At 68.4% G+C, this 21,745-nt stretch carries 17 protein-coding genes; 10 read left to right on the top strand and 7 right to left on the bottom strand.

All coding sequences use genetic code 11. The features are described 5' to 3' along the window. Nucleotides 1–33 precede the first annotated feature (33 nt). From ACLQ29_RS31590 to ACLQ29_RS31565, 6 genes are all read left to right on the top strand, one after another. A complete protein-coding gene (locus ACLQ29_RS31590; protein ID WP_425775033.1) occupies nucleotides 34–1,671 on the top strand; it encodes a VWA domain-containing protein in 1,638 nt (545 codons plus the stop codon). Nucleotides 1,672–1,941: 270 nt separating this feature from the next. After that, nucleotides 1,942–2,553 carry a hypothetical protein gene (locus ACLQ29_RS31585; RefSeq protein ID WP_425775032.1) on the top strand — a complete coding sequence of 204 codons (612 nt, stop codon included), beginning with the start codon at nucleotides 1,942–1,944 and terminating at the stop codon, nucleotides 2,551–2,553. A gap of 607 nt (nucleotides 2,554–3,160) precedes the next feature. Continuing rightward, nucleotides 3,161–3,565 carry a hypothetical protein gene (locus tag ACLQ29_RS31580; protein WP_425775031.1) on the top strand — a complete coding sequence of 135 codons (405 nt, stop codon included), beginning with the start codon at nucleotides 3,161–3,163 and terminating at the stop codon, nucleotides 3,563–3,565. A gap of 16 nt (nucleotides 3,566–3,581) precedes the next feature. Next, on the top strand, nucleotides 3,582–4,040 hold the full coding sequence (locus ACLQ29_RS31575; protein WP_425775030.1) for a DUF4262 domain-containing protein: 459 nt from the start codon (nucleotides 3,582–3,584) through the stop codon (nucleotides 4,038–4,040). A gap of 1,185 nt (nucleotides 4,041–5,225) precedes the next feature. After that, nucleotides 5,226–6,884 carry a pentapeptide repeat-containing protein gene (locus tag ACLQ29_RS31570; protein WP_425775029.1) on the top strand — a complete coding sequence of 553 codons (1,659 nt, stop codon included), beginning with the start codon at nucleotides 5,226–5,228 and terminating at the stop codon, nucleotides 6,882–6,884. A gap of 60 nt (nucleotides 6,885–6,944) precedes the next feature. Next, on the top strand, nucleotides 6,945–7,619 hold the full coding sequence (locus ACLQ29_RS31565) for a vWA domain-containing protein (RefSeq protein WP_425775028.1): 675 nt from the start codon (nucleotides 6,945–6,947) through the stop codon (nucleotides 7,617–7,619). Between the two features lie 70 nt (nucleotides 7,620–7,689). Here ACLQ29_RS31565 and ACLQ29_RS31560 read toward each other — a convergent pair whose 3' ends face one another. From ACLQ29_RS31560 to ACLQ29_RS31540, 5 genes are all read right to left on the bottom strand, one after another. Then, nucleotides 7,690–8,016 (bottom strand): hypothetical protein, encoded by a 327-nt coding sequence (locus tag ACLQ29_RS31560; protein ID WP_425775027.1) that lies wholly within the window; start codon nucleotides 8,014–8,016, stop codon nucleotides 7,690–7,692. Nucleotides 8,017–8,767: 751 nt separating this feature from the next. Continuing rightward, nucleotides 8,768–10,084, bottom strand: a complete 1,317-nt coding sequence (locus tag ACLQ29_RS31555; RefSeq protein WP_425775026.1) for a hypothetical protein — start codon at nucleotides 10,082–10,084, stop codon at nucleotides 8,768–8,770. A 215-nt stretch (nucleotides 10,085–10,299) separates the two neighbouring features. Then, nucleotides 10,300–13,185: a BTAD domain-containing putative transcriptional regulator gene (locus ACLQ29_RS31550; RefSeq protein WP_425775025.1), complete on the bottom strand. Its 2,886-nt coding sequence runs from the start codon at nucleotides 13,183–13,185 to the stop codon at nucleotides 10,300–10,302. A gap of 567 nt (nucleotides 13,186–13,752) precedes the next feature. Further along, nucleotides 13,753–15,852 (bottom strand): hypothetical protein, encoded by a 2,100-nt coding sequence (locus ACLQ29_RS31545; RefSeq protein WP_425775024.1) that lies wholly within the window; start codon nucleotides 15,850–15,852, stop codon nucleotides 13,753–13,755. 1 nt (nucleotide 15,853) lies between these two features. Next, on the bottom strand, nucleotides 15,854–17,530 hold the full coding sequence (locus ACLQ29_RS31540; protein WP_425775023.1) for an Hsp70 family protein: 1,677 nt from the start codon (nucleotides 17,528–17,530) through the stop codon (nucleotides 15,854–15,856). Between the two features lie 380 nt (nucleotides 17,531–17,910). Here ACLQ29_RS31540 and ACLQ29_RS31535 point away from each other — a divergent pair, with 380 nt between their 5' ends. The 4 genes from ACLQ29_RS31535 to ACLQ29_RS31520 all read left to right on the top strand — a co-directional run bounded on the left by ACLQ29_RS31535 (nucleotide 17,911) and on the right by ACLQ29_RS31520 (nucleotide 19,813). After that, nucleotides 17,911–18,888: a DUF6745 domain-containing protein gene (locus ACLQ29_RS31535; RefSeq protein WP_425775022.1), complete on the top strand. Its 978-nt coding sequence runs from the start codon at nucleotides 17,911–17,913 to the stop codon at nucleotides 18,886–18,888. A gap of 152 nt (nucleotides 18,889–19,040) precedes the next feature. Next, entirely contained in the window at nucleotides 19,041–19,199 is a 159-nt protein-coding gene (locus ACLQ29_RS31530) for a hypothetical protein (protein ID WP_425775021.1), read from the top strand. Beyond that, a complete protein-coding gene (locus ACLQ29_RS31525; RefSeq protein WP_425775020.1) occupies nucleotides 19,199–19,432 on the top strand; it encodes a hypothetical protein in 234 nt (77 codons plus the stop codon). The genes ACLQ29_RS31530 and ACLQ29_RS31525 overlap by 1 nt, the downstream gene beginning before the upstream one ends. 129 nt (nucleotides 19,433–19,561) lie before the next feature. Further along, on the top strand, nucleotides 19,562–19,813 hold the full coding sequence (locus ACLQ29_RS31520; RefSeq protein WP_425775019.1) for a hypothetical protein: 252 nt from the start codon (nucleotides 19,562–19,564) through the stop codon (nucleotides 19,811–19,813). Nucleotides 19,814–19,865: 52 nt separating this feature from the next. Here ACLQ29_RS31520 and ACLQ29_RS31515 read toward each other — a convergent pair whose 3' ends face one another. After that, a complete protein-coding gene (locus ACLQ29_RS31515) occupies nucleotides 19,866–20,534 on the bottom strand; it encodes an HNH endonuclease family protein (protein WP_425775018.1) in 669 nt (222 codons plus the stop codon). A 465-nt stretch (nucleotides 20,535–20,999) separates the two neighbouring features. Beyond that, nucleotides 21,000–21,572: a DNA-binding response regulator gene (locus tag ACLQ29_RS31510; RefSeq protein WP_425775017.1), complete on the bottom strand. Its 573-nt coding sequence runs from the start codon at nucleotides 21,570–21,572 to the stop codon at nucleotides 21,000–21,002. Nucleotides 21,573–21,745 lie beyond the last annotated feature (173 nt).

Genomic DNA, 21,745 nt, shown 5'->3' with positions numbered 1-21,745 from the left:
CCTGCACCTCAGCTTCATGGAAGGAGCCAATCCGTGTCACACCCCAGCACCCACCTACAGCAGGGCGCACCGCCGACGCCGGCCGGCGCCAGCGACTGGCATGACTGGTCCGCGGCGTGGACCAAGCATGTCCCGCTGCTGACCGGCCGTACCGACCTCACCGTCCTCGTCGCCCCCGGCGCCGCCGGGGAAGCGCCCGAATGCTTCTACCCCGACCTCCACCGCATCGAGGTCGACGCCACCTACATCGCCGAGCGCCCCGACATCACCGACCCGGCCAAGGCCCGCCACAAGCGCCTCGTGCCCACCGGCTACGGGCTACTCGTGCACGGCGCCGCGCACGCCGCGCACAGCCACTGGACCACCCCGCCCGGCACCCCGCCGATCCTCGCCCACGTCGCCACCATGCTCGAGGAATCCCGGGCCGAAGGACGCCACCGTGGTCGCCGCCGGGGCGACCGCCGTTGGCTGCGCCACGTCGTGACAACCCTCGTCGCACCCGACGACGCGGCCGTCGATGACCCGTGGCACGCCGGACAACTCGCCGCCCTGCTGCTGGCCCGCGTCGACGCCCGCATCGTCACCAGCAAAGACGTCCGCCCCGTCCGCGCCGCCGTTACCGGCGTCCTCGGACGCAAACGCCTGCGCCAACTGCGTGACATCTGGCGCGAGGCCCAGATCTGCGACGACACCGACGCCGACACCATGGTCTTCCTGGCCCGCCGCTGGTGTCAGGTCCTCGGCATCGACCCCGACCAGCAGTACGACACCCCCGTACCGGACGCCGGCCTGTTCCCCGGCCGCCTCGCCGCGGCCCTCGTCGACTACCTCGCCGTCACAGCCGGCGTCACCCCGGCCGAGTACGCAGCATCAATGCTGGCCCGCCGCCACAGCCCACCCTCGGAGTGGGACCGCCGGGACCCGACCGAGCAGGAACACCGCGCGGCCCGCGACCTCGCCAACCGGCTGCGGCAGGCCCGCACCAGCCACCCCGAACCCGGCCGGCGGCCCTCCGCGATTCCACCCGGCCGGCTGCGCACCCGACACGCCATCACCGCCGACGCGCAAACCGCCGCCGGGCAACTGCCAACCGCCGCCCCGTGGCAGCAACGCGTCCACCTACCGCCCGAGAAGCCCCGGCTGCACCTGGCGATCCTGGTCGACCTGTCCGGGTCGATGGACCGCTACACCGAGGCGATGTCCTCCGCGGCGTGGATCTTCGCCCACGCCGCCCGCCGCGCCGACGCGACGACCACCACCATCGGCTTCGGCGACCGCACCACCGTCCTAATTCCCCCACGTACCTTCCCGGAGCAGGTGTTGCACATGCGCACCGACTTCGCCACCGCGACCTTCCCTGAAGCGGTCAAGGTCGCCGATCACCTCCTCGACCTGCGCCACGGCCGCACCCTACGGATGCTCGCCGTCGTCTCCGACGGCTATCTCGACGACATCCCCGCCGGACAACGCCTCGTCACCACCCTGCACCGCGCCGGCTGCGCCGTGCTGTGGCTTCACCCCGCCGACCCGCCCACCGCGGGCGAGCCAACCGACCCGGACCAGATCTGGGGAAACACCTTCACGCACACCACCACCCTGACCGTCACCGACCCGGTCGAAGCCATCACCGCGATCGCCGACGCCGCCGTCACCGCGCTCGCCCAGGCCTAAACCCCGGCCAGACCCGGCCCGTCCGGGCGGCAAACCAGTCCCACCTCGCGCGCGGCGCTTGCAACGGCTGCGGCCGGGCAGCTCCGCGGGCGGCATCTCACGAAGTGCCCAGCCCTCCAGATCGCACGGCCCGCCGCCGGCTATCCGCCGCCGGTCCGCGACTTGACCATTCGCCGTCATCGAAGCGTGGATGCGTCGCGTCCCTGACAGGCCCTGACCGACCGGGGTCGGACGCGATACGACGATGCCCATCACAAGGAGTTCCAACCCATGCGCTACGGCACCGACAGCGAATACCCCTTCGACACGGACAACCGCGCCTGGCGACGCCTCGGCGACATCGCCAGCGAACACTTCGACGTCATCACCTGGAACCGGGACCCGGACGGCCGGCCCGTCATGCTCACCCTTGCCGACCTGCACACCGGGGACACGATCACCCTCGCGATCCTCGACTCACTCGAGATCCGCGACCCGTACACGCTGAACGCCGTCCACACCGGCAGCGACCTCGCCGCGCACGGCCCCACCAGCGGCCCCGCCGCGGCCGACTCCCACGCGGCGACGCTCGCGCTCGACAGCACCACCCTCGCCGCGACCAGGCCCACACCGCTGCACGACCCCGCCGCCACGGCCCTGCCCGCCACCTGCTGGGTCGACCTGCCCACCGACCTCGCCGCGGCCCTACGGCCCGCACTCGACGACACCCGCACCGCCGTCCTCGTGCTGCTCGACCGCACCCGTGGCCGGCTCGCCGCCGTCGGCCCGTTCCCCACCCACGCCGCCGCCGACACCTGGCAACCCGACGACGGCCCCGGCCCCACCGCCGACCGGCTCATCGTGCCCCTGCACCCGGTCACCATCCAGGAGGCCCGGCCGTGACCAGCACCCCACCGCTGGCCCGCCCCACGCTCGCACCGATCGTGGCCGTCGACGTCGACGGCGGGCCCAACCCCGACGACCCCACCCACGCCACGGCGCTGGCCTACCAGCCGCACCGCTACGACGGGCCCGGCCCCGACGGCCGGCACGTCACCGGCACCGTCTGGCTCCACCCCGACCACGGGCCGTGGCTGCGGGAAGGGGCCAACCACGCCCAGCCGGTGTGGTGCACCAGCTGGAACCACCTCGCCGTCGCATGGATCGCGCCACGGCTGGGCCTACCGGCCACCTGGCAGCACACCCGTCCACGTCGGCGGCATCCGCTTCGGCCACCAGAGCAAACTCGGCCCCCTCTACGACTGGTCCGCGCGGCGGGCACTCGCCGTCCTCGACGACGAGTTCTGCGTCAAGGACCCCTTCACCGCCGACCAGCGCACCGCCGGCGGGACGCCCACCCTGCTCCGCCCGGTCAACCCGTACCACGGGCTACGCCGCGCCGACATCGACGCGGTACTGACCTGGCTGAGGCAGCTCTGACAACCGCACCAGCGTCGACCCGGCGGCGGACCATCCCGTTCACCTGGACTCGCGGCGTCCGCATCCACGGATGCGCGCCCCGCCCCGTAACGACAAGGAGTTGACGATCGACAGCACGTTCCAACCCGCTGACGAACCGGCCGCCAATAGTCCAGCCCGGCTCAACGTCGGCGACCCGGACCTGCGCAAAACCCGCCTGCTCGCCCGCGAATGCGCCACCTGCATCTTCAAGCCCGGCAACCCGATGAACCTCGACCCCGGCCGGCTCAAGCAGATGGTGACCGCGGCGCGCGGCGACGCCGGCTACATCATCTGCCACTCGACCCTGCCGTACGCCGGCAGCCCGGTCCCGCCCGCGGTCTGCCGCGGCTTCGCCGACCGCTACCGCACCTGGCAACTCCAGGTCATGGAACGACTCTGGGGCTTCGTCGAAGTCGAGCCACCTGACCCTGACCTCACCCGTACTCCCGAGTGACCAGGAGCCACCCGCCATGCCGAACATCGACGACGTCCTCCGACGCCAAGAACAGATCATCGATACCATCGGCTGGGCCGTCACGCACGTCCTGCCCACCGGCGACGACCCCGACACCACCACCCCGTTCGCCTACACCGTGGGACTCACCGCCCACCACTACCCCGAACTGATCACCGCCGGGCTGCCGACGGAGGTCGCCCACTGCCTGCTCAACGATCTCGCCCGCCGCGTCTACGACAGGGCCGAACGGTTCACCCACGGCCAGCGCATCAGCGACCTCATCGCCGGCTACGACGCGATCATCATCGACGGATCACCCACCCATGATCTGCTGCCCGGGATGGCGATTGCCCGCTACGGCCGTCAGATCCGCCTCCAGCAGCTCGTCTGGCCCGACCAGCAGGGCCGGTTCCCCTGGGACAGCGGGTACAACTGCGACCGGCACGCACAGCCACTGATCGCCCAGATGTAGCGCGACCAAGCGGCGCCGCCTGGGATCCGGACGCCCCAGGTGCCCGGACCCCAGGCACGACCGAACCGCTGGCCCACAACGGTGGCAGCACCAACGAGAGCAACTGTCGGCGTAAAGACCGGAGTACATCGGTAGGTACGCCGTCACGTACAAAGATCCACATGACGACGGAGCTCAGAATGGTCGACCGAGTTCCCCTCATCACTCAGGCGGAGCTACTTCGTCCGGCTACGCTCGGTTACCCGGCCGCAAAGGCATGCGTGCCGGAGCGCGGCGATCTGTGCACTTGATCGTGGCTGATCTCCTTCGCGCCACGAGAAGCTGGCGAGCGACGAACGGTTGAGCTTGAAAACCTCAACAATTCGTGACCTGTCAGGGCCCGAAAGGAGCGGGTGCGGGGCTAGGTCGAGGTAGTCGTCGAGCAGCGAGCTCACCTGGCGGACTAAGACCAGCCGGAAAGATCGCCCGGGGGGTGACACCGCGAAGGACGCGCACATGGCGATTAACCAGCACCTCAGGGAAACACGGGGCGGCATAAATGGCGACCGGTCGGGTCGGGGCTCCCGATTCCCACCCGGCGCCTCCCGAGGCAGCCCACTCTGACGCCTGAGTTGAAGCGCGGGGTTGACGTCATGCCCGGACATCGGCAGATCCAGATGGCGAGCGGCAGCTCCTGCCGTCACGCTGCGCGCCGCGCGGATCGCGGCAGAAGAGCGAATGGGCCGGGGCGGATCTATCATAGGATCTACTCATCTGATCCCCAGCCGTGGTCGGGTCTGAACTGGATAGAAGATCCACTATCAGTCTCGCGCTAGACCATGTGGCGCTGCGGGCTATTGACACGGGTGACAGAGTATTGGGCATGGATCCGGTGGTCGTGGGAGTTGATCTCGGGATCCTCACTTCCGTGGGTGCGAATCGATCCCCGCGAGCTGAGGATTACGATGCATCGACTTGCAGTCACGCCCAAGTCGGGCGGCTCAAGCTTGCAAGGCATACCTCCTATGATGCGGCTCCCCGCACACTATGATCGTTCGTCGCGTCTGCGCGCTGGTGTCAGCGGTCATCGGCGTTGTCGCCTTGACGATGGCGGCGCTTTGGCGCCGAACACCGCCTCCAAGCACAATGGCCTGGTTACTGCTCGTCGCTGGCGCTGCAGCGATAACCAGCACGGTATGGTTGTCCATGTCCCGAGCCCCAACAGTTCAACCGAATACCTCTGGCGTACACCGAACTGGATGGCTGACAGATCGAATCATCGGTGGAGTTACCGTCGCAGTTGGCTTCGTTGGTATCGCGGTGCTGGTAATAATGCTAAAAGTAGCGGACGCCGCACCACTCGACAAGCGTCCTGAACTACAGATTGCTGCGATCAAATACGGCCTAGGAGTGATGGCGAGCGGTGGAGCCATCGCGGCGCTTCTGTTGGCAATTCGGCGACAACGATTGTCAGAAGCCAACCACGAGTTGGCATTAAAAGCGCAATCGCACACCGAGAGAGATGCGGCCGAGCGCAGGATCAACGAGTTATTCACAAAGGCAGTCGAACATCTAGGTGCTTCCGATGCTGCAGTTCGGCTTGGCGGGATGTACGCTTTGGAGCGGGTCGCACAAACGGACCCAGCTCAGCGGCAGACCGTGGTGGACGTCATCTGCGCCTACTTGCGCATGCCGTTCGACCCGGTGACGCATTCAGGTTTGCCGAGAAGGCAACGGATTCCTCGGGCCAGTCGTGGAGCCACCCACCAGACCAGCGGCGGCGACCAACGCCAAGAGCTTCAGGTCCGCCAGGCCGCTCAACGAATTCTGGCAGCGCATTTGCCTGGAGGCGTCGGTCGTTCAGGTGCCGAGCTGCATCTGTGGACCGAGGTACGGCTCAACCTTTCAGGAGCCGTCCTAGTGGACCTGGTTCTTGACGGTGTACGCCTACGAGACGCCGCCTTTGTGGGGGCAACATTTGTGGGTAGCGCTGACTTCAGCCGCGCGACGTTTCGTGGCGATGTCTCGTTTCGCGGTGCAACATTTGAAGCGGAGGTAACGTTCGAAGACGCGGTGTTCGAGAACGATTCGGACTTTGTCGATGCATCATTCAACAAGGAGGTTGACTTCACGCGTAGCAAGTTCATGGCTAACGCGTCTTTCCGACTGGCGAAGTTTCACGGTCCCGCTCGGTTTCGTGAGGCGGAAATGGCTCAGGCCACGTTCGACAATGCAAGATTCGCTGCGCCCGCCCAATTTGGGGCAGCAAAGTTCGCCAGGGTTGCTCTATTCAGAGATGTTGAATTTCGCGCCGATGCTAGATTCGGTGAGGTCCACTTCGGCAAATGCAAGTTCTTGAGGACTCAATTCGTCGGTGAGGCATGGTTCGGTCACGCTCGGTTTGCAACCTCTGCAGACTTCGGAGGCGCGCGCTTTCGCGGCAATGCATTGTTTATCCAGAGCCAATTCGGTGGCGATGCCCTCTTCGGTGAGACAAAATTCGAAGCGGAAACGTCTTATAGTAATGTTGTTTTTATGGGGCTTGCAAACTTTGGTGGCGCGAGGTTTGATGCTGGTCTCTTTGTCGGCGCTCGCTTTCTCGGCCAGGCATGGTTCGTCGCCGCCGATTTCATTGATGCCGGCGTTTTCGATCATGCAGCATTCTGCGGTGATGGCAGGTTCGGGAGCGTGTCAGGTGACGCCACACGATTTCAAAATACACGCGTGTACGTCAGACCGAATCGACGTGATGCTTGGCCGAGTGGATGGGGCCTTGGTGAAGGCCCTGCCGACACCGATGGATTTAGACTTTTAACTCGCTTGGTCCCGGCGCCTACCCAGTCCACAGAAGAGGATCTTGTTTGATGCCAATCGTTGAACTTGCGAGCATCCGGCTTTCGCGACCGCTCGGGCGGGAGAACGCCAATGCGAGATAGACGTACCATTCTTCCCGTTTACATCGTTGCCGACGAGTCCGGCTCCCTCGGTCCACATCTGGACGAAGTCAACCAAGGTATAGCCTCTATCCAGGACGCATTATTAGACGACCCTATTGCTGCAGCCAAAGTCAGGCTGACGATCATCGGTTTCGCCGAGGATGCTATCGTGCGGTTGCACCTAGCGGATCTTCGGCGCGTTGAGACATTTCCAGTACTGTTGGGCCGAGGATCGTCGAACTACGGTCCAGCTTTCTCGATATTGCGTGAACTCATCCCATCTGACGTGGCGACCCTCAAGGGTGATGGCTATTCAGTTCACCGGCCGGCCGTCTTCTTTCTGAGTGATGGTCAACCGACCGATGGCAACCGATGGCATGCCATACACAGATCCATTACCGATCGCTCCGTTGCGCAATGGGCACCTAATATCATAGCTTGCGGGATCGGGGACGCCGAGCCTTCCACAATGCTCAGCGTGGCAACCCGTCCAGAGTACGGGTTTATCGTCCCTGACGGAATCGATGCGGGCTTAGCAATTTCGCGCTTTTGCCTCGCCTTGACCAAGAGCGTGGTCGCGTCAGGCCGTTCACTCGCCGACGGCACTCCACAACTTATCGTTGAACGTCCAGAGGGCTTCAAGATGGCGATCGATGTCGTGTGAGCCGTCTCCGTCGCGCGAACCTGGACGCGATCAGGCGGGCATCGAGAGCTTGGGACGAGGCGCGATCTCCCTACTCACCGTCCGGGTCCTCATCGTCACCGGGCACAATCTTTGCTGCATCCGGCTGTACCGGCGCCGGTTTCGGCAGCGCTCCCAGGCCGACCGAGTCGAGCGCGCCGTGCAGGCTTTTCCTTAGCTGCTGCGCCACGTCCCGCTTGCCCTGGTTGTAAGCAAGCTCGGCTGCAGCGCCGCCAGCAGCACCGGCGCGGTAGTAGCCGCCCCAGATCTCGGCCCAGCGGTAGTCGCTGTTGTTGTTGTCGATGCGGACGACCCAGTAGACCTTGCCGACCTTGCGGACGGTCCAGTAGGTACCGTCGGAGGTGTAGTCGCGAGCCATAGGCGCACCTTAGGGGAGTCGATGACTGTGCGGATCCAACGAATTGCCGCTAGCCAGTGGGCCAATGCTCCGGTAAGAGAAGGGTGTACTCTCATCGGGTCACGGTGAGGGCATTCGGGGACCTGAAGCAGCAGTGACATCGACCAACCTACTCGCCTACGTGGCCGTCGCCGGCTTCCTGCTTGTCGTAGACGCCTTCCTCGGCGATCGGGATCGAGTCCATGGCGGTGGGATCCTGCTCAGGGCTTGAGTGGCGCTGCGAAACAAGCCTCCGCGGGTCGAGTCTCTTGAGATCGCCAACTGCCCATCAGTCCTCGACGGGCCAGTTCGTTGCGGGATCCGCATCAGCGTCAGCGTCAGGCAACGGATCTTCGAACACGTGCTCATCCTCAGAAGCGGGCGCCGTGTGGAGATGTCGACCAGACGCACGTCACGCATCGTTATCAACTGGGCATGCGGTCAGTCGCACAGCCGTCAAGGCAGCCGACCATCGAAGAGTCGCCTGCCCCGGTGCAGCCTTGTACGTCAATTCGTTCCTGTCTCTGCGCGGGCGCCGGTACTCCGGCAACAGTTGGTACCGCTGAGCAGCAACGAAATCCGTCGCCTGTTCGTTCAACTCGTTTCGGCCATCCTTCACAGAGGGCCACATCCTGCGCTGGTCTCACTTCCGCAGTGTTCGCCCACCTGCGGGCTCTCGAGTAGAAGTGCGGCTCTTTCCTCGCTTGTCGGGCGAGCGTGGCGCCTGTTAACGTCACTCGCTGTGACTCCCGTTTCGGGCGGAGCCGGGCTGGCGTCGGTTCCGTCGCCTGGCGATCCCCGGTCGACGGGGGTAGTCCGGCGGCAGGTGCCGGTAGACCGATCGCAGTGACTTGCCGATCCGCTCAGCAAGCAGTTCAGGATCCAGGTTCGGCTCCTTGCGCAGCCAGTAGGCCACTGCCTGCGCGGTTCCCCGGGGCACTTCCGAGTCCCCGTCGTCGTTGGCGTCGTCGGCGGCAGCATTCTGATCGCCGTCGTCCGTCTCCTCGTCGGCGTTCGCGCCAAGGACGCTGTCGCCTACGGTCCTGTCTGCCGGTCTCGCGTCGGCGGGATCGTCTGGTGACTGAGCTTCAGGCGGGCCGGCGTCGCTGCTCTCGGCCCTCTGCTGGTTGCCGCTCGGGGCCGGTTGAGGGTTCTCCTCTGGCTCTGGTGTCGGCTTTTGCCGGTCATCGCGAGGCGTGTCCGCCACCGACGCGGTGGGCGCGTGCGGCGGGGAGGGGGTGGGCTCAGGTGCTGGTGGTGCGTCGGCGAGGCGCTTTCGTCTGAACCAGCGACGGCGGTGACGAAAATTGTGAGCCGTCATGAGCCGCTCCGGGGCGAGGTCAGCGGCCAGGAGCCCGGTCAGCCCGTTGTAGTCGGCCGTGGCTGCGAGGCGTGCGGCGATCTCGTCCACGTCGTACACGTGCACGGCGATATCGGCGGTGGTGGGGTTTACGGCGGTTCTGATCTTGCGATGGAGGACCTTGGCGATCGCGGCATCGCGGCGTCGGCGGGCGATCGCGGTGCGGGCCGCGGTGAGGGACTCGTACAGGTCGAGGCCACCAGTTTTGGCTATGGACCGCGCCTGGGAGGTGATGACGGGGTGGCAGATCCAGTGCCCGAACACCTCGTAGGCAGGTGGTGTGGGCGGCAGGCTCCCGGTGACGCGCAGCCGGTCGCGGCGCTGGTTGCCGGCGTGCATCAGCCAGACGAGGTATCCGAGGGCGGACATGCCTGCGTAGAAGCCGCCGGCTAGGTGGTCAGGGTGGGCGGCCCAGTTGAAGGTGACGGCTCCGGCGGCGATCGAGGCGGACAGTAGGCGTGATCCGATTGCCCGCTCGCCGAGGCGGCGTCGCACGTCGGCGTTGGCCATCACGACCACGCCGCCGAGTTCGAGCGCGGCGACGGCGGGGACCGCGACGGCCAGCGGGACGCCGAGTGTTTGGACGGCGCCGGTGACTTGTCCAATGAGGGCGACCAGCAGGACCAGGACGTAGAACACCTGGCGTATCCAGGCGGCGTGCCGGACTGCCGTGGCCAGGTCGGCGTCCACCGCGTTGAGCGCAGTCGGGACCGGAGCTTGCCGGTGCGTCGACCCGCCTTGAGGGCTGCGGGTGGGCCCAGGATGGCCGGTGGGTACGGCTGCTCGCACGGGCCGTGCGGTGCCGTTGCGGTCCCAGTTCGTCGCCTGCGGACCGTCGCAGCCGCGGTTGGGCTGATGGTGGAGGCTGACACGACGTGCGTCGAGTGCCGCCGAAGGGTCCGGCGTCATGGGTGAAGTCCGTTCTTGTGAGAGTCGGTCTTCCCGGTCGGCTTCTGCCGGCGCAGGTCGGCGATTAGCCGGTCGGCGAGTCTGAGGGTGTCCTCGCTGGGTTCGGCGTCGATCTCGCCGAGCCGGCGGGTGAGGGCCCGGCGCAGGGAGCGAACTTGCTCGAGGTGTCCGAGTGCCGCGTGGGCGCGCATCGCTTGCTGGTAGACGGCTTCGGCGTACGGGTCGTGGCGCATGGCGGCTTCCAGGACGGCCAGGGCTTGTTTCGGGTCGGTGGTAGCGGCGGCGAGGGCGAGGTGGGCGTCGAGGGCTTGGCGGCGGATGCCCTCGCGGTATGCCTCGATCCATTCGAAGTCGAAGCCGTCGGCGAGTGTGCCGTCGTAGGCGTCGACGGCGCGCTGCAGTGCGGCGGTGCGGTCGGCGTCGGTGGTGGCGAGTGCGGCGTCGCGCAGCGCGGCGCGCATGCGCCACAGGTCGGTGTCGAGGGCGTCGCGGTTGAGCGCGTAGCGGCGCGACGGGTGGGTGAGGTAGGTGGCGGGTCCTCCGGTGAGGGCGAGGGTTTTGCGTAGTGCGGATACGTAGGTGTGCAGGCGGTGCGGTGCCTTCGACGCTGGGGCGTCAGGCAGCAGGTCGTCGAGGATGTTGTCCTGTGCGGCTTCGCCGTCCTGAACGACGAGGTAGACCATCAGCTCGAGGGCTTTCGCCCGCAGCGGCGTGGTCGTGTCCATGTCCAGAATGCGGGCCCCTCCGAGCACTCGAACGTCGGCGCGTCCGCCGGTGCTGCAAGGCCGGTCGTCGCCCGCCGAATGCGGTTCATCTCCGGCGGGATCGCGGCGCTCGTGCAGGTGTGCGGCGGCGGAATGCTCCGGTGTGGGGTTCGGCTCGTGCGCGGCACCGACCAGCCTGTCGGGGCCGCCCATATCGGTGTGTTTGGGCGGGTCGGTGATGACAGCGCTGGCTGCCGCCGGCCATGCTCCCTGATCGATGACAGGGCGCGGCGGTGAGGTCGATGCCGGTGCGCGGGGCTCGCTGCGCTGCACTTCGGCGAGTAGGTCGACTCTCTGGGGCGGGGTAAGGACGTTGAGGCGACCGGCATTGGCGGGGCGCGGGTCGGGCTGCGGGGCAGCCTCTTTGTCGCTCGTGGGTGTCGCACTGCTGTTTTCGTCGAGGTGCCTGACGGTTGCGGGTAGGGATATGCGCTGCGCGGGTGCTGGCGGTTGAGGCTCGCCGGTATGGGACTCGGCGAGGAGCCGCAGCAGTTCGGTGGTCTCGCTGTGGTTGATGACGCTCAGGCGGCCGACGGCGGGAGCACAGCTGTGTTGTTTCGCGTCGTGCTTAATGATGCTGGTGGAGCCGTCTTCGGCGACGAGGATGGTGTCGCCATCGGGCCAGGCGCCGAGCAGGACGCCGTGGATGTCGAGTCGGTGCCCTTGCGTGAGCAGCGCGGCGATGCGGGTGCGCTCATGAGCAGCGGTGGGGGCGGCTATCAGCACCGTCGGCGGCACGGGCTCGGCGATCGGGTCCCGGTCCCGCAGGTCGTCGATCGTGTCGACCTCGTAGTCGCCGCACATGCGTGCGCGGTGCAGCGTCTGCTCCTCGATCAGCGTCAGAGCGTCGCAGAGTCCGCTGGTGATGGTCATCCGCGGCGTGTCCGCCAGTGTGGCTGTGGTGGTGCCTAACAGCATGGTGAGGGTGTCCGAGGCGATGACAACGTGGTGGCGGCTATCGGGGTCATCTGGTCCGCTGGCGGCGAGGGCGGACACCAGCAGGCCTCGGGCCGCGGCCTCGGCTCCGGGCCCGATCAGACCGAGTCCAGCAGACGGCCACACCTCGACCAGCGGGCGCGTCGGCGCGGGTATAGGCGGCTGCGCCTCTGGCGCCGTGAGCTTGGAGGTCTCGTCGTCGGCCGCGTCTGCAGGGTCCGAGTCAGCGTCCACGACGGGGTCGAGGTCGGGGCGGGGGTCAGGAATCGTCTCCGCGCTCGGTATCAGGGCCCGTAGGCCGCGACGGATCCGGGTGACCACCGCCGGCATCGCCTCGACGCTCGGGTCGTCGAGGCGTGGGCGCGCGGTGGGTTGCCGGGGGATGTAGCGGCGACGGCGGTGTGCCCAAACGAGGGCAGCCGCGGCGAGGACTGCGGCGGTGAGTCCCATGTCGAGCCAGCTACCCGTACCGAGCGACAAGCCCGGCTGAGGTCGCGGCGTTGGGGCGGTTCGGTCGTCGGCGGTGCGGGTGGTGGGCGTGGCGGCCGGTCCCGACGCCGAAGCGTGGTCGGCTGGCGCGGACGTGGGCGCTGGGGCGGACTCGACGAGGCCGTCGTCGGTGTCCGTTCCGGTCGGGCTGCTGGGCGATCCTGAGGGAGCTGATGTCGTCGGCGTTGGGGCTGGCGCCGGTCGGGGCGACGGGCGTGGTGCTTCGAGCGTGGGAGGTAGTCGCAGTGTCCAGCCCGGGTAGATGAGGTCAGGGTCGCGAAGTGTCCCACCGGTGTGGGGGAAGCGGGCGCCACGGTTAGCGGTGAAGATTTCGGGCCAGCGGTCCGCGTCGCCGAGGCGGTCCTGGGCGATGCGGGACAGCGTGTCGCCGCGCCGCACCGTGTAGGTGTGCTTGGCCTGGTCCCTGCCGTTGCCTGGTGGGGTGGTCTGCTCGTCGGTGTGGGCAAGCGCGGTGGCTGCTGGGCCCTGCGGTGCATGGGTCGTCTCCGCGGCGGCAGCTGTGGTCGCGCTGGCGTGGGCGGGCGTCGCGGTGGCCGCCGCGCTGACGGCGGTCGCTCCCAGGACGGCCGCCGTGATGCCCTGCAGCGGCCCGGGCATGTGCAGCCGTGGCAGTCGCCGTGATATCCGGGCGGCCTGAGCGTACAGGCGGGTCGTGATGGCGGCGGCGAGCATTGCCCACAGCAGCCACGCCGCGAGGTAGGCGATGCCGGCGAGGAAGCCGCCGCTGAGGGGCTCCTCGACCCAGCCGCGGAGCAGGGTCGTCCACGAGCCTTGCGGGCGTGGCCACGTGCCGACGCGGACGAGCGTGACCGGCACGGCGACGAGCAGCAGCGTGGCCGCCGACGTGTGAGCGACCGTAGACCTCATCGCCCCTCCCTTGCTGCCGTGTGTGGGACCCGGACGCCGACCGGCACCGAGCCGGCTTGGCGGCGCCGTGAAACGTTGGCCACGAATCGACCGTAGGGCGAGCGGCAGAGGACGATGCGGGTCCGCTGGCTAACAGGACCTCACACGACCTCACGCGACCTCACAACCCCAGCTCAGAGGCGGTCGATAGGAGTCGAGACGGTGCGAACGGCGGCATCTGCTGAGGCCAAGACGCGCCTTTGTCAGCAGGACAAGCTGGCTGTCTGGGACCGAGCACGGGGAAGCCGGAGGCAGAAACGGAGCCGGAGCGCAGGGGTAGCACAGTTCGGGCTTTCCCGAAGTGGGCTGCCCGTGCGCTCGGAGCGGGCGGCGTTACCGGGTGGGGATGGTGGGTTGGTCCCTGAGGGTGGCTGTCGTGAGAGCCGTGTCGGTGGGGAGGATGCCCGCTGCGGCGAGGCGCCGGGCGTAATCCTTCCGCAGGTGGTCGGCCGCGTCGTGGTCGCCGAGGGTGATGAGTGCGCTGACTGCGCGGGTGTGCAGGTCGGCGTTGTATGGGTCGATGCGGATGCCGGCCTGCAGCCATGCCAGGGCTTCACGGTCGTCAGGGCTGACGCTGGCGAGAGCCGCGTGTGCGTCGATGACGTGGCGGCGGGTGGCCTCGCGGATCGGGTCGAGCCAGGGCCAGGTCCGTCGGGCGGCGAGGTCGCCGGGGTAGGCGTCGATGACGGCCTTCCAGGTCGTGACGTCGGTGGTGACGGCGGTGGTGGCGTCGCGGACCGCGTGGTGGAAGTGCCACAGGTCGGCGGTGACGCCGGCGGGGTCGAGGCGGTACCGGTCGTCGCTGTGTTCGATGATGGCCACCCTGGCGGTGGAGCGGATGGTGGCGCGGAGGTCGCTGAGGGTGGTGTAGAGGCGGCCGGTGAGAGAGCGGCGGGGCAGGCCCGGCCAGATGGCGTCGGTCAGCTGTCGGGTGTCGGCTCCGTCGGGGTGGGCGGCGAGGAACACGAGGACTTGGAGCGCGGCGGTACGCCGGATCTCCACCGGGTGGCCGTCCAGCAGCAGTGTCGGTTCGCCCAGCACGCGCAGCTGAAGGCGTCGTGTGTCGTTGCCGGGGCGGACGGGGTGGTCCTGGGCGGTGGCGTTCCACTGCGGGGACCGGCCTGTCAGGGCAGGGTTGCGCGACGGGGCGAAGGTGCCAGGCTCTGGCGGCGTCTGGTCGGGGTGGGCGATGACGGTGAGCAGGTCGGTGGCCGTGACCTGGGTAAGGACGCACATCCGTGGTCCGGCTGTCCCGCTGCCGTCCTGGTGGTGGGTGCGCCCGGACGGGTCGACCTGCCATGTCTGGCCGGCCGGCCACCGTCCGAGCACGGCCATCGCGGCGGAGGCGGTGGCCAGATTCGCCAGGGTCTCGGCGTTGGCCGTCGCGGACGCCTCGTCGACGATGAGGGTTGGTCCGGGTGGGCCGGTGCCCTCCTGTGTGTTTCGTTGTGGCTGGTCTCGTCCGCCCAGGCCATTACCAGGGTGGTTCCCGGAGAAGAACCCCGCTGCCTGCCCGAGGTTGTCGATGACGGCCAGCCCCGGCAGGCGCGGGCCCAGCGTTTCGGCGGTGGGGCCGAGTAACCCGGCCAGGACGGATCGGGTGGCGACCACGGACACTGTCGGGTGATGACGCCCTGCTAGGAGGTTGGTGACGAGCAGGCCTCGCGCTGCGTCCTGCGCCCCCGGTCCGGTGAGACCGACCGCAGCTCGGGGGGAAGCCCTGCCAGGGGTTGGCCGGTCGAGCGGCGGCGAGCCGGCCGAGGCGGCGCCGGGTTCGGTAGGCGGTGGCGTCGAGTCGGCGAGGGCGGCTTGCACGGCCGCCACTGTCGGGGGCAGCGGTGCCAGGTCCGTGTCCTCGCGGCTCGGTGGGCCGGGCGGGCGGGGTCGGTAGGAGCGGCGGCGTCGGAGCCACACCAGCGCCGCTGCCGCGCTGACCTGCTCCGCCACGTCGCGCGGCAGCCAGCCGCCGGCGACGCTGATCCCCGCGTCTGCCAGGACGTCGCCGTCTGATGGCGTGGGCTTACCAGCCTCATCCAGAGTTCCTGCCGCTACCGGTTGCATGGGCGGCGGTGGCGGTGCGGTGATCGCGTGGGAGCTGACGCCGAACACGGCTGCGCCGGCGATGCCACCGGCGGTGGCTTGCCAGGGTGTCGGCAGCGGCATGGCCCGCAGCCACGACACGGTCGCGCTCAGGCGGGTCAGCATCCGGATCGTGACCGTGTAGGCGAGCAGGAGCCACACCAGCCAGGCCGCGATGGTCAGCGCGGCGGTGAGGGTCTGTTCGGTCAGCGGGTTCTGCACCCACTCCCGTGCCTGCGCCGCGGTCGGCCAACCCAGTTCGGGTGGCCCGACCAGGGACAGCAGCACGATCGGAGGGCCGACCAGAAGCGCGAGGACGAACAGCAGGGACATCAGCTGCCGCGGCCACCGCATGTCACCCGCCTCCACCCGGTGACATGTCCGCCCGGACTAGGCCCGTGGGCGGTGTGGTGGGAGTGGGTGGGGCGGGGCGCAGGATTCGGCTCCAGAGCCGAGTAGCCCACCAGGTCGCGACGGCGATGGCGTAGATGACGCCGAGCATGCCGGCGGCCCGTCTACTGACGATCGCCGCGAAGATCACCGCCAGCGGGGCGGCGAGGATAATGCGGAACATCAGCGGTGTCACCACTGCCATGACCACGGCGACGCCGAGGAGGAGACCGCCGACGCGGCCGGCGATGTCGATCCACAGGATCCGGTCCGGCCACCGGTCGGCGGTCAGGGAGTACTGGACCAATCCCATGCCGAGGGTGGCGGCGACGATGGATCCGGTCGGCGCGGCCAGCAACGCCGACCAGCCGCCGTGCGGGATACGCCACTGCCGGGCGGCGACGAGCGCCATCGCCACGGCCATCACCGACACCGGCGCGATCGGCCACAGCGCCCACTTCAGGTACGGGCCCACGGGCATACCGAAGTATTGGCTCGTGACCACCGCGTACAGGCCAGCGATCGCCGCGCCGAGGGACACCGCGGCGAGGATCCCGACGCTGACCCTTCCCCCTTCGGTTCGGGTGCCGGGGGTGGGACTGCGGGCGACGATCAGCGAACCGAGGACCGTGCCCGCGGCCAGGCACGCCAGCAGGGCCATCACGGCCGCCATCGTGAACTCGCCCCAGTTCACACTCACCGAGTAGTACACACCGAGCACCCCATGCTCCTCGGCGGTCAGCAGGCACTGCCAGATCAGGGCCAGCGACGCGAAGCCTGGGACCGCGATCGCCGCCGCCCGCCGCACGGGCGGCACCTGCACCTCCACCCGCTCGAGCGTTCCGGTATCGACGGCGCCGACGTCAGCGGCGCCCCGGGCCGCGACCAGCCCTGGCTCGGGCACGACGACGGGTGCGGCGCCTGTGTGCTCGGCGATCGCCGCCGCTAGGTGCGGTAACTGGGCGCTGCCGCCCACACAGTAGATACCGGCGAGGTCGCCGACCGTGAGCTCGGCGGCGGCGACCGTTTCCTGGGTCAACTGGGCTACGCGCCACGCCACCGGCCGGACGGCCTCGTCGAGCATCGCGCTGTTCGCTATCACCGGCGGCCGGTCCGGGAGCGGAATCGTGACTGCCGGATGGATCGCCAACGCTTCCTTGGCGACCCGAACGCTGTGCGCCACCGACGGGCGCGACGCGCCCTGGGCCTCTCCCGTTGACGCGCCGATGAGGGCGTCGGCGAGCGCGTGATCGACTGCCGTGCCGCCAGCCGCAGCGTCGGCGAGGGTCGCGAGGACCTCGAACCCGGCCGGCCCGCGGCGCAGCACCGTCACCTCCGCGCCAGCGCCGACGTCACAGACGACGAGGAACGCACCGACCGGCACCCTTACACCGGTGGTGAGCAGGTACTCGGCGACCGCCACCGGGGCCTCCACCAGACGCGGTTGCGGCAACCCCGCCCGGTGCGCGACCTGCCGCATCCAGGTCCGCCGCCGTGGCCCCCACCCCGCCGGGACTACCACCCGCACGTCCCGCACCGGCTGACCGACGACCCGCTCGGCTTCGGCGGCGACCCTGCGCAGCGGCGACGCCGCCACCTCCAGCGCGTCGCCACCAGCGTCACCTGCCGTCGCGTCCTCCACCGGACGGCGCGGCCCCGGAATGAACGCTGCGGGCGGCCCCGCCGCCTGTCCGTTCGCAGGCAAATATGACGCGCTGTGTAGGGATGGATCCCCGTCGAATGACAGCACGTGCGCGCTGCCGTCGGCCCACGCCAGGACGGCTTGGGTGCCGGCGCTGCCGCAATCGATCGACAACCGCGCTTCCCCCGACCCCATGTCCATAGTCAAACATGAGGATCACATTCACGTCACCTGTCAATCACTCACGGCCAGCAGAGGCCAGCCGAAACCGCACCAGCGTCACGAACCGCCGAAGAATCTCCTCGAGGAACCCCCGTGGTAAGGCCGTCTCCCGCCTGCGTGCCCCTTGCCAACGACACCAACACGCATTGGATGGAACCGTGAAGCCCTCGAACACACCCGCCCACCCCACCGACGGCACCGCCCGCACATGGACCCGCGCAGTCCTGACAACCGAACCCGCCGACCACGACACCGCCGAAGCCGCAGCCCGCGCCGCCTACCGCACCGCAGGCAAGCCCGAGCCCACAAAGTTCATCTGGTGCCCGTCTCCCTGGGCCGCACTCAAGCTCATCAGGAGGTTCCTCGAAGAGGGGCAGGCTCCACTCGTCAATTCCGTGCGTCGCGCGGTGTTGAACCAGGCGTTGTCCGCAGCCCGCGCCCCACTCATCGATCGGGCCAGCGACACTGACCGGTTCGCCGCCTTCGGCGAGTTCCACTCCTACTTCGAACGCAAGGGGTTCTACGGCGAGCAACGCTACGACGGCATGGACGAGCGGTACGACCTCATGGAGCGCCCCTACCGGTGCCCGCCGGTCCTACCGTCCGAGCGATCGGCGCTACGGCCCGTGCTTCACGCCGTGCACCAGACCTACCGGCAGGTCGTGAGCCCCATGTGGTCAGCGATCGACCGCGCGATCAGCGCCGATTACACGCTCCAACCGGCCTGGTACTGGTCCGACGAGCACGGGCTCGTCGACCAGAACGATGAGGCTCGTGCCGTCGTCCGCTACAGCACACCCGGGCTCAACGACCGAATCTTCGACCCGGCCTGGTGCCTCTACCCCGACCTCATGGTCCTGGCGGCCATCGACACCTACCGCAGAGCCTTCGACACGGACCCCGGCGCCGCCTGGCAGGGCTGCCGCGACGTCGCGCTGACCAGCGGACCCTGGTGGCCCTTCCCGCAAACCGTGGTCATGAGCGAGCGACCCACCCTGCTCACACTCGACGAGCAGGACCGTCTCCATGCCGACGACGGGCCAGCTATCCAATGGCCCGACGGTCACCACGTGTGGGCCCATGACGGCGTTCTCATCGACCCACCTCGCTCAGGGTCGGCAACGAGCGGCGCATGATCCCAGAAGCCCGCAGTGATCATCTGGTTATCCACAGGCACCTGAGTTGTCCACAGCTAATGCGATCAGGCATTGATCGGCTGGACCACCACTGCTGAAGTACCTCCGCAGGGACGACGCCACGTCCCATCCAATGACGAAGGAGCGCAGCCATGACCCGGGGTGCACGCAGCCGATCACGGCGCACGGACAGGCCGACACCGCTGGAGCACCTCGCCGGTGTCACTGGCCTCATCGGCGCGACGGCCGCCCTCATCGCCGCCGTCGCCGGCCTGCTGACAGCCGCCGCCACACTGACGGTAAGTCGCTGATGCCCGCCGTCGAGGCATGGCTGCTCGGCGGACCCGCCGACGGCCGCTTCACCCACATTGAGGTTGACGACGACGGGTCCCTTCCGCAAGCCATCGTCCTACCGCAAAGCGGCGCCTACCTCGGTGCCCGCGATCACCCCAGCCCGCCGGTGCAGCACCGCTACCTCCGCTGCGCCGGCGAGGTCGACCCACCAACGTTCCAGTACGACGGCCCTGTCCCCCAGGACCAATGACCTCGGCGTGGGCTGCCAACCGGCCAAAGTCGGAGCAGCCTGTATTCCGACCAGAGAACGGCACCACCCCAGCACGGCCACATCGCTACCCACCATCATCAGCTAATCGGACACTTGTACGATTAGCTGGTGGAGGATGTGACGGCGCGCTGGTGGAACGGGATCTGGGGTCGCCTGGGCCGCCGAGATGTGTGGCTTGTCCGCGAGGTCCGGTGGAAGGTCACGGCCCGCGCCGGCGACAGCGAGACCGGCCGGGTGCTCCGGTGGGAGTTCGACACCGAAGGCGAGGCGCTCGCCGTGGTCAAGCGTCTGCTCGCCGCCGACGCGGGCGGCCAGTGGCGCAAGCAGTCCGGCGACAGCCAGCCGCCACAGCAGACCTAGCACCCGACTGACGGTCCGCACCTCGGGGCGCAGGCCGTCAGCCGGATCGCGCTCAGGAGCTACAGGTGTTGAGCATGCTCTGCAGGGCGGACTTCTCCGACGACTGCAGGGTCAGGCCCCAGCTGTACTTCACGGTGATCCACATCTTGCTGTAGGTGCACCGGTACGACGACAGTGGCGGCTGCCAGGTGGACGGGTCCTGGTCGCCCTTGGACTGGTTGACGTTGTCCGTCACCGCGATCAACTGCGGACGGGTGAGATCGTTAGCGAAGCTCTGCCGGCGGCTCGTCGTCCAGGAGTTGGCACCGGAGCGCCACGCCTCGGCGAGGGGAACGACGTGGTCGATGTCGACGTCGGAGGCCGCCGTCCAGGTCGCGCCGTCGTAGGGGCTGTACCAGCGACCGGAGGTCGCCGCGCAGGAGCTGTCGACGACGACGGAGGTGCCGTCACGCTTGAGAACCTGCTCGCGGGTGTTGCAGCTACCACTGATCGTGACCCAGTGCGGGAACAGGTCCCGCGAGTAGCCGCTCGTTGAGCCCTGCGTCGCCACGGTCAAGGCGTTGAGCTGCGACTGGGCCGTCGCCTTCGAGGGGATCCCGGGCGGTGCGGCGGACGCGGGCTGCGCGCTGACGCCGACCAGGGCGGCGACGGCGGCGAGGACGACTGTGGCGGCGTAGCGCGTGATGCATGGAAAACGGGCAGGTACTCGGGTTACCCGCATAGGGGCCTCCTCGGCACTGGGTGGACGGCAACCGTCTCTGACGATCATGGCCATCGAAGGGCATCTTTGTGAAGGGGTGGGGAAGCAGCCAGGAAACTTTGAAGCGCTCTGCGGCTGGGTGCGGCACGAGCCAGGCCGGCTCAACGCAGCCACGCCGGCTGCCTGTTTCGGGTACGCGAAGGACGGCGTCAGCTGTTGAACGACTGCGAGCCCAGCTCCCGGCAGCGCAGGTCGACCGAGGGCTGCTTGGCCCGCAGCGCCGAGATGTTTCCCCTATCCCTATCTGCCACCGTCCCGCCCGCCGGGGAGCGAGCCGGCGCCCGGCCTGCCACCGTCCGCCGGCCTCGATCGCTCGTGCGGGCGCTGGCGGGTCGGGTAAAGGAGGCGTCCTTGCCAGAGGAACAGCGAAGCCTCGCTGGTCAGCGAGCCGACCCGCCAGAGCAATCTAGCGCAGCCGAGACCGACTCAGATCCAGCCGCGATCACGGGCATACATCAGCGCCTCGGTACGGTTACGAGCCGGAATCCGGCCGTAGAGCTCCCGCAGGTGCCGAAACATCATGCGCTCCGAGTAGCCGGCCCTCTCCGCAAGGTCAGCCACCGTGCCGCCGTCGGCGAGCTGCCGGAGCCAGGACCGTTCCTGCTCGGACGGCACATCGGTGGCACGGTCTTCGGTGGCGAGCGAGCGAACGACATCGACGGGAAGGAGGGCCTGGCCGTCGAGCAGCGCGGCGAATACCCGCTGGAGTTCGAGTGGCGAACACGAACGCGCCACAGCGCCCGTGGCGCCGTCCTTTACCGCTCGGACGTATGACCGAAGGTCCGGCTTGTCGATCAGCACGAGGATCGGCAGCGCGGGGCGACGCTCGCGCAGGTCGGCGAGGACGTCCCAGCCGAAGTCGCGGGAAAGTCCGAGAACCACCGCCTGATCCACATCGCCCAGCCAACTCACCACGTCGTCGGGCGAGTCGACGGCGTGGCCGAGCTCCCCAAGCGCGGCCGCAACCCCTCGGCGGCACAACGGCAGCGGATCAACCACGGCAACGCGAACACTCATCGATCTGGCCGCCTCCCGGCTAGATCTTCCGCTGCGGGGTGTCCGCAACACCATCATCGAGGGGCCTTTTCCGCCGACCGGTGTGCGACATGAACCACCCCCGAAATGGCACGTCCCTGTCACCGGAGTCGTCGTAGACCTGCGGCTAAGCCCGG

Source organism: Micromonospora sp. DT228, assembly GCF_049841595.1.
Taxonomy (GTDB): domain Bacteria; phylum Actinomycetota; class Actinomycetes; order Mycobacteriales; family Micromonosporaceae; genus Micromonospora.
Note: the sequence above shows the minus strand (reverse complement) of the source record. Positions and strands in the feature narration are given on the sequence as shown.

Bases quoted from the DNA above. Each gene is read 5' to 3' on its own strand.
- ACLQ29_RS31530 (WP_425775021.1), top strand. From the start codon at position 19,041: ATGACCCGGGGTGCACGCAGCCGATCACGGCGCACGGACAGGCCGACA.
- ACLQ29_RS31515 (WP_425775018.1), bottom strand. From the start codon at position 20,534: ATGCGGGTAACCCGAGTACCTGCCCGTTTTCCATGCATCACGCGCTAC.
- ACLQ29_RS31560 (WP_425775027.1), bottom strand. From the start codon at position 8,016: ATGGCTCGCGACTACACCTCCGACGGTACCTACTGGACCGTCCGCAAG.
- ACLQ29_RS31585 (WP_425775032.1), top strand. From the start codon at position 1,942: ATGCGCTACGGCACCGACAGCGAATACCCCTTCGACACGGACAACCGC.
- ACLQ29_RS31570 (WP_425775029.1), top strand. From the start codon at position 5,226: ATGTCCCGAGCCCCAACAGTTCAACCGAATACCTCTGGCGTACACCGA.
- ACLQ29_RS31565 (WP_425775028.1), top strand. From the start codon at position 6,945: ATGCGAGATAGACGTACCATTCTTCCCGTTTACATCGTTGCCGACGAG.
- ACLQ29_RS31525 (WP_425775020.1), top strand. From the start codon at position 19,199: ATGCCCGCCGTCGAGGCATGGCTGCTCGGCGGACCCGCCGACGGCCGC.
- ACLQ29_RS31545 (WP_425775024.1), bottom strand. From the start codon at position 15,852: ATGCGGTGGCCGCGGCAGCTGATGTCCCTGCTGTTCGTCCTCGCGCTT.
- ACLQ29_RS31575 (WP_425775030.1), top strand. From the start codon at position 3,582: ATGCCGAACATCGACGACGTCCTCCGACGCCAAGAACAGATCATCGAT.
- ACLQ29_RS31580 (WP_425775031.1), top strand. From the start codon at position 3,161: ATGCGCGCCCCGCCCCGTAACGACAAGGAGTTGACGATCGACAGCACG.
- ACLQ29_RS31550 (WP_425775025.1), bottom strand. From the start codon at position 13,185: ATGCTCGCCGCCGCCATCACGACCCGCCTGTACGCTCAGGCCGCCCGG.